The 7,979-nt window shown below is 58.6% G+C and carries 4 protein-coding genes and 3 pseudogenes; 3 read left to right on the top strand and 4 right to left on the bottom strand.

Annotated features, from left to right (window positions below; translation table 11 throughout):
• Together AC0L27_RS40350 and AC0L27_RS40355 are read right to left on the bottom strand one after the other, a co-directional pair.
• Positions 1 to 259, bottom strand: a pseudogene (locus tag AC0L27_RS40350) (ABC transporter permease); the annotation flags it as partial.
• Positions 260 to 391: 132 nt separating this feature from the next.
• Positions 392 to 1,164: pseudogene (locus AC0L27_RS40355) on the bottom strand (ABC transporter ATP-binding protein).
• A 1,229-nt stretch (positions 1,165 to 2,393) separates the two neighbouring features.
• On the opposite strand from AC0L27_RS40355, the gene AC0L27_RS40360 reads away from it, so the two are divergent.
• Positions 2,394 to 2,546, top strand: coding sequence for a hypothetical protein (locus AC0L27_RS40360; RefSeq protein WP_473323593.1), 153 nt, complete (start codon positions 2,394 to 2,396; stop codon positions 2,544 to 2,546).
• A 185-nt stretch (positions 2,547 to 2,731) separates the two neighbouring features.
• On the opposite strand, the pseudogene istA reads toward AC0L27_RS40360, so the two are convergent.
• Positions 2,732 to 3,969: pseudogene (gene istA, locus AC0L27_RS40365) on the bottom strand (IS21 family transposase); the annotation flags it as partial.
• A 1,157-nt stretch (positions 3,970 to 5,126) separates the two neighbouring features.
• Here istA and AC0L27_RS40370 point away from each other — a divergent pair.
• Both AC0L27_RS40370 and AC0L27_RS40375 read left to right on the top strand, forming a co-directional pair.
• Entirely contained in the window at positions 5,127 to 6,092 is a 966-nt protein-coding gene (locus AC0L27_RS40370; RefSeq protein WP_473323594.1) for an ornithine cyclodeaminase family protein, read from the top strand.
• Between the two features lie 490 nt (positions 6,093 to 6,582).
• Positions 6,583 to 7,557: a M14 family metallopeptidase gene (locus tag AC0L27_RS40375; RefSeq protein ID WP_473323597.1), complete on the top strand. Its 975-nt coding sequence runs from the start codon at positions 6,583 to 6,585 to the stop codon at positions 7,555 to 7,557.
• 217 nt (positions 7,558 to 7,774) lie between these two features.
• Here the strand turns inward: AC0L27_RS40375 and AC0L27_RS40380 are convergent.
• On the bottom strand, positions 7,775 to 7,979 hold a 205-nt coding region (locus AC0L27_RS40380; protein WP_473323600.1), incomplete at its 5' end, for a hypothetical protein.

The raw sequence follows: 7,979 nt of genomic DNA on the forward strand, positions 1-7,979 counted from the left end.
GATCGAAAAGCCGAGCTGCCCGCGAAACAGGATGTCCCAGAGGATGACGGCGCCGATCAGCGTGCCGCCGGCACGCGAAGAAGTTTGCATTCTGCGCGATGGAAAGCTGAAGAAAGCCCCAGGTGATGACCTGCAGCGCCGGCCAGTAGAGCAGCTCGAGCAGCCGCGGCCAGGACGACAGCAGCAAATACCAATAGCGCAGAATCATCGCGCCGATGCGATGGACGGAGATGCCGCGATGGAGGGAGGAATCAATCATGTCCACTCCGGGATCTGCACGCATCGTCATTGCGAGGAGCCCTTGCGACGAAGCAATCCAGAATTCTTCCGCGGAGAGATTCTGGATTGCTTCGCTTCGCTCGCAATGACGAAAGAAACACCCCCGGCCCGTTCATCGTGCCGCCTCCTGCGCGCCGGAACCCTTCCCCGCGCGACGTCGAGAAACACCTCTTCCAGCGTGGTGCGGTTGTAGCGCGCCATGATGGCCTCGGGCGTATCGTCGTCCTCGATACGGCCGCGCTTCATGATGATGACGCGGTCGCAGAGTCGCTCGACCTCGAGCATGTTGTGCGAGGCCAGCAGGATGGTGGCGTTGTTCGCCTTGCGATAACGCTCCAGATGCCCCCGGACCCAGTCGGCGGTGTCGGGATCGAGCGAGGCGGTCGGCTCGTCCAGCAACAGCAGCTCGGGCTGATTGATCAGCGCCTTGGCAAGCGCAACGCGCGTCTTTTGTCCTGCGGAGAGCTTGCCGTTGGCGCGGTCGATGAACTCGGTGAGATCGAGATCGCAGGCGAGCTCAGCGATGCGCTCGGAGAGGTTCTTCACCGCATAGAGCTTGCCGAACACGGTGAGGTTCTGACGCACCGTGAGCCGCATCGGCATGTCGACATAGGGGCTCTCGAAATTCATCCGCCCCAGCACGGAAGCGCTGTCCTCCGGCATGCGATGCCCGAGCACCTGCACGCGGCCGGAGGTCGGCAGCACGAGGCCCATGATGGTCGCGATGATCGTGGTCTTGCCGGCGCCGTTGCCGCCCAGCAGCCCGGTGATGCTGCCGCGCGGAAGCGAAAAGAAGATGCCGTCGACGGCGCGGGTCTGGTTGTAGACCTTGACGACATGGTCGACGTCAATCGCCGCGGACGTGGGACGGTCCGCGACCGTCACCCGTTAAACCTTATCATTGTGGGTCATGCGGGCCATTCTTATTACCCCTGGACGGGCAACTGCTCGATGAGCAATTGATCGCCTGTCTCGATGTGAGCCAAATGCTGAGATGGCACAGCTGCTCGAAGAGGGGACGATCGGTCTGTCGCGCTCCGCCGACCGGCCACAGCCGAACTAAGCCAACTTGTTTCATCGTGCATCGGATGCGGCATCCAGCGTTCCGCGGTGGGCAACAATTCGCTCTCGGCGTGCTTGGAGGACTCTGGTCGCGAAAGAAGGCTCAATTTGTGCTCGAACATCAAGATCGTGATCCCGTCTAGTTTGGCAGATTGCCTAAGGCTGCTACTGCCGATCAGGGGGCCGTTGCGCAGGCCTGTCCGTTCCCATGGGCATTCGGTCCAAAGTCCTTTCACTGCGGACATCCAAAGAGTTCGTGTGACTTCGCCAGACGCATAAATTCAGCTACGTAGTACCGTTTTTGAACTGATCGATTCGACGATCTGGCAGGTTCAACTTCTTCAATGTATGTAATTCGCACCTCGTGAGAATTCACTCCGCCTTAAGAAGGTGCGGGGCGACCAAGCGTTGGCTCGTTACACTGGCCCTTCATACCACGACCCGCGTAGCGGCTCCTTTCCAGCAAACACTGTGCCAGCCCTGCAAGACCGCGCCTGACCGGCTGCGTACCATCAGATGATGCTGAAGATGCGGGAAGCACAGCGGATCGGCACCCTTTTCAAATCGAAAGGTGGATCAGTTCGTAGCCAGCTCAACGTCACGTTCTAGCTCAAATGGAATAAATCGAACAGAACGCGTCGGGGATCCCCTCGCCAGCCCTTGCTCACGCCGGCATGCCTCTGGAGGGGCCCCCATCGGTTGGTGTTTGTTAGCCATGGAAGGAGGGGATTTTGCAGCGCTGAAGGGCAAGAGGCGGAGAGAAAGAATCGCGATTGACCGCGACCGCTGTTGCGGCCAGGCCAAGATGAGATCCCGTGCAGGTCGGTCTCAGATAAATGGTCCGGCCAGAGGCGCCCGCCCTTTTAGCATGGTTCGATACGTGAAACGACCATTTGTCATAATCTTCCCGAACCTCGCAGTCTGGCGCACGGCAACTTCATTGTCGCGACGCTGGCCTTCCTATCGCGCTCTCTGCTGCTTCTGTCAAATGAAGTCTCGTTTCAACCTGCCCAAGAATCGCTATGTTGCCGTTCATTATTTATGAAGCCTGCATGCCTATACGAATCTATCGCAGCCAGTACGGCAATGTGAAATCGGAGTTCCAGACTGCTGTCGATCTCGCGTTCAGCTATGGCAGCAAGGTCGTAGTTGAGGAGTACGTTGAACGGCGAGAATTCGAGGCGATGTGCTGGCCAAGCGAGTAGAAGAATTATCTCGCGAAGCGGCGGACAAGTTCGATCCTGGAGGCGCAGCGTATCGGCAACTAGCTCGAAGCACTTACGCCAGTGGTCCAGCAGGTGGTGCAGGGGTGACGAAATCGGCGCGGGCGTGCTCGCCCTACAATCAGTGCTGCTCCCGGGCGAATTCGTGTCGACCCACATTCACGTTCGTGGAGATTTGAGATGAAGCCGCGCGAGATCAGCCGATCACGGTAGACGAGATTGCGCAGTGCCATTGGCTTCGCCGCAAGGAATGGATCACCTGCCGATAATCGACGACCTGATCGTGCTTGCCGTTGGGATGCGGCCGCCCACGCGGCAAGGTGACGAGATGGGTGCCGCCGACGAACACGTCGGGACGATCGTCGTAAAGGCGCACCCGCAGTTGGTGCCCGATCAAACGCGACGGCACGGTATAGTACACTTGCGCAAGGTGAAGCCGCCGCTTGACGTCACGCGGACAATCACCTCCTCATAGTCCGAGGTGCGGCGATCCGGCAACGCCTGCCGGGTGGCGCGCTCGTTGTCGATCCGCTTGGCGTTGCGGGCATTGCGGCGGCTGATGATCTCGTCGACGAAGCCGCGATAGGCGGCGAGATCATCGAATTCGGCAGTGCCGCGCAACAGCAGCGCATCGGCGATCGTCCGCTTGAAAACATGCGAGCTCTCGATCCCCGTTCTCGTGGGCGATGCCGCTATTGTTGCGGGAAGCTGCATGCCGTAGTGGGCGCAGAGGTCCTCGTACCGCCTGGTCAGATCGTGCCTCGCCTTGCGATCCGAGATTGCAGAAGGCGGCCGACAGGTTGTCGGTCCGATGTCCCGTGGTGCCCCACCGAGCGACCACAGGGCATTCTGCAACCCTTCGGCCAATGCGACGGAGCTCTCGCCACCGAGCACGACATGGGCGTGTTCAAACCCGCAATAGGCCAACCGGAAGTGATAGAGGCGACGATCGAGCGGCACGCCAGCGATGGTGACCCCAAGCTCGCCCATATCGGTGAAGTCGGACAGGAGGACCTGGCCCACTTCGTGGGTTTGGCGGAAGATGACCTCCTGCTCCTGGCCGTGGATCGCCCGCCAGGCGCGGATCCGGCGCTCGAGCGTGCGGCGGATTCCAGCTCAGTTCAGGATGGCGTCGGAGTATCTCCTCGAAGATGGCCACGGCCCGCACGCCGGGAGCCGCCTTCAGCAGCGGCACGATCTCCAGTTCGAAGACGTTGGCCAAGGGATCCGGCCGGCGCCTTTGCCGCGGTGACTTCTTTTACGATGGAAGACGCAGATCCTTCCCGAGGCGATAAGCGGTCGACGAACTGAACGACGCCTTCGCGGTCGCCTCTGGCGGCGAATTGGTTTGACGGAACTTCATGTAGAGCCTCATCTGGTGATCGGTGACATGGCGGCCTGGCAACGGGTGATTCCTCTTTCGCGAGAAGAGCCATCTATCCTGGCCAGCCGCGATCACCAGACGGCGCGGTCCGCTCGGATCGCGCCGTCGCCGGGCTCGTAACTCCGGTCGGGCTACGTCCTCCCTGCGTCACGAGCCCGGCGAAGCTCTCTCATCCTGATTGACGCTGCACTTGCATCCTCATTGCCGCGCCGCACCCCGTCACCAACGTTGGGCGATAGCTCCAAAGGGTACATGCGCGGCTGTGGTAGCCACTCTCGTACTGTCAACTGGCATCGCTGGTTGCAACCCCAACTTCAACTACGGTGTTGTCGGCTTGGTCACGCGCTGGACTCCGGTCAAAATCTGACCTTCTCCGCCGATCTTCTGGAGCGATGAAGTGCCAGTCGATACCGGTATCCTTGCACTAACCCAGCAACCCATTCAGGGAAACTCGGTGTCCTTAACGGAGATATTCGAGCCAAGCTTGCCACTCTGCCGGACGATCACCCTCAGCTCGAGAGTCATGCGCCGTGCGGAGATGCCCTTTCCGGATCGCGCCCAGGCGTTCCTTTGACGTCGTCGACGGTGTTGAGGACGCGAACCCGACAGCCCCGGCCAAATGCTATCTTCCTTCAGCGTCGTCATAGGTCGTAAATGCACGCTCTAAAGCGCTCCTCGGCCCGGAACGCTAGCACGCGCAGCCGTGCCGACTTCCTATGCCATGAACACCAAGGCGTTGCTCTTTAGGTCAACGCTCTAGACCTGTCCGCAGCCCTAAATCGATCTGCGGCTCCCGACTGCCGGGCATCTTCAACCACGTCGTCGCCAGCTGACGCCAAGTGCGCTTCAGACCGCAGGCACGCGCTGGCGCGCACTCCAATCGGTCAGCTTTCACTACCCGTTGGATCCTTCCATGACGAGCCTTCTATGATTTGTTCTCATTCATTCGCCTTTAGACGATTGTCTGTTCTCGAACAATCAGAAGAAGCAAGGTGCCTACGATGTCGGCCAGTATACATCATTATAATGAATGGGCGTGAGTTTGGGAGCTCGTCGATGGTGCAGAGATCAATTCGATCTGGCACGGTGCTTGCTGAAGCCATGTGCGGCGCGAGTGGATGAGGGCAAAATTTGCTGGCGCGTCACGCGCGCTTGCCGCTGGTGTGGAAAGATAACTCATGAATGCAGAGCTGCTCTACCTGTCCGGCGAGGACATCAAAAACTTGAGGATATCATCTCGGCAGGCGCGTGACGCCATCGTGGCAGCGTTTCGTGACTATGCCGCAGGAAAAGCCGTCGGATTGCCAAAGTTAAGCATTGACACCCCTTCCTCTTGGTTCAGTTCGATGATCTCAGTATCCCAGGCCTACGGCATTGCTGCAACCAAATGGGTAGCGGTTGCGTCAGACAAAGAGAGTATGGGAAGAACTCGAGTGAACGGGTTGATCTGCGTGAGTGATTACAAAACCGGGAGCCCCTTTGCCGTCCTCGATGGCAACTACATCACTTTGATTAGAACCGCGGCTACATCCGCAGCTGCAGCAAGTTATCTCGCACCAGAGGTACCCGAAAGTATTGGTTTGGTTGGCTGCGGACTACAAGCCATCAGTCACCTCGACGCGTTCGTCGACCTGCTTCCATCACTTCGCAAGGTCTATCTCTTTAGTCGGAGCTCTCGGTCTGCCGAAGCAGTTGCTGTGGCTGTGGTCGAGAAACACCGCGAGCCAATTATAACCGAGGATCCGGATATGCTGGTGAGAAGGAGCGATATTGTAATATCTATGATTCCGGGTGCGCCAGATCTAGAGTCTTTTCTAGACGCGCGATTGCTTCAGTCGTCGTCCTTCGTTTCAGCAGTCGATGGAGGCAGGAGCTGGCGATCCAACACGTTAACTAGTTTCGATAGGCTTGTCACAGACAGTTTAGAGCAATCGGTGTCACCGGTTGACGCAGCCAGTCGTCCCCTCAAGCACATCGTATTTAATGAAGACCTGCGCCATCTCACGAGTGGCTCCTCGGAATCCCGTTTGCGCAAGAGGACGTTATTCGCATTCCGGGGCTTTGCAATCGCCGATTTGGCTCTTGCAGATCTAGCGCTCCGACAGGCGCGTGCTCTCGGAATTGGAACAACTCTGCCACGCTGAAACAGGAGCCGGCGTATAAGCCTCCTGGGGCCTCGTTGGAGAAGTATCGTTTAGCAGGCGTGATAGGACGGGACACCTCATTGGCGAACACGGAGATGATGTGAGACGTCAGCAGAAAAGGCAACACGGACGATTGCACTCTGGTCAAAGCGACGCCACGCTACAGCCAAGAGCCGCAATCCGCCGAGATGCCGCCGCAAGTTTTCTTAGAGCTTTTGATGAAGCGCGCAATCGTGTTCCATCAGGCGATAGCATATTGATCATATCTGACCGACAGCGCGACCGGCTACGCGCTAATCCGTCCACCCTTCGTGTGCGGTCCCCTGTCCTGCGGCTCCCGGTTGCGGTCTCAAGGACAAACATCCTAAGGCTATTTGCTATAGGTAGAGTGTCCTGTGCGGCAGCAAAACCTAGGACGCTCGATAGCCGCTCAGTTGGCCAAACCGGCCCGCGACGAACCTGGCCCAGTCAGCTTTGATGGGAGCTATCTATGACGGCTGATCGACCAGCTGCACTTCGTACGTTCGTTGACGCGCATAAGTTCAGAGGTCGGCTCCCGGGTGCCCGACTAATTGTGCTCGGTGCGGTGCATGGAAACGAACCCTGCGGCTCTATAGCCATCCAACGGATCCTGCAAGAACTCGCTTCCGGAGAGCTGGAAATCATTGCCGGCCAGCTCACGCTTGTACCAGTCGCCAATCGTCTCGCACATGAACGCGGCACCCGCAACGGCGACCGCGATCTGAATCGCAACTTCGCGCCGATATCGACTCCAAGCGATAATGAAGACTTCATAGCAAACGAGTTGTGTCTTCTGCTTGCTGAACACACCGTACTGATCGATATACACTCGTTCAGTTGGCAATCTAGCCCAATGGTGCTTCTCGGTCCTGATAGCAGCGCACGCGATCCGCATCCCTTCGCGTTCGCATGCGATGAGGAGGCGTTGGCTGCACATCTTGGAGTCGGCCGGGCACTATATGGATGGCTAGCCACCAATATGCAGCGGGCTCACAGGCGCGGCAGCTCAATTCAATACTGCAAGGGAACCACCGATTATATGCGGGCAGTTGGCGGCTATGCCGTGACACTAGAATGCGGTCAACACGCAGATCCTCTTGCTCCAGAGCTCGCGTACCAGGCGATCCGTAACGCGCTCGCCCACCTGAGGCTGATAGCTTCGGAAGCACCACAGCCCAAACAGGAGATCGAGTTCTTGCGAGTGTACGAGGTACTTGATAGAAACAGACCAAAGGACAGGTTCGCGCGTAAGTGGAACAGCTTTGACCGCCTTTACCTCGGTGACGCGGTCGCGTATCGCTCGGACGGCGCGGTTGTTCTGTCGCCTGCCGACGGGTTTATCGTATTTCCGAACGAAAACGCCGAGCCAGGCACAGAGTGGTTCTACCTTGCGGAGCCTGAGCCGAGGGTGCGCAGGCGCCGAGTGTGCTCTAACGGCGAGTGATCGTGGTGCCCGCCGCATTTGTGTTCGCGTGATCGAAGCAACTCGCAGGTGAGTAGCCAGGCTTTGGCAGAGGGCACGGAGGATGTTCGAGTATCCGAACGCGACGCCGATCGCGTCGTCACGGTGGTGACGTTCGTCATGACGGCAAAGCTCAACGTCCGCGATCCGCAAGCAGCTCGAGGACGTCTTGGACCGCACTGTCAGTACTCCCTCGAGGTCAGCCGAACGCGTTGCTGCGTTCGGCCTGGAATGGAACTCCCGTTCGGTCCGCGACGTAGCGCTTCTGCTCTCCGATCGGCGGCAGAACGCGAATCGTGCGATCTGATCCCCAAGGCCGCTTCATCAGAATTGTCGTTGTTGTCTCTGATGTGGATGCGATGCCGTCCCTAGACGGCGACTTCGGCCCTTTCGTTAGGAAGCGT

This window comes from Bradyrhizobium sp. Ken51 (assembly GCF_055807435.1).

Coding starts and splice junctions, on each gene's coding strand:
- AC0L27_RS40375 (WP_473323597.1), top strand. CDS start 6,583: ATGACGGCTGATCGACCAGCTGCACTTCGTACGTTCGTTGACGCGCAT.
- AC0L27_RS40360 (WP_473323593.1), top strand. CDS start 2,394: ATGCCTATACGAATCTATCGCAGCCAGTACGGCAATGTGAAATCGGAG.
- AC0L27_RS40370 (WP_473323594.1), top strand. CDS start 5,127: ATGAATGCAGAGCTGCTCTACCTGTCCGGCGAGGACATCAAAAACTTG.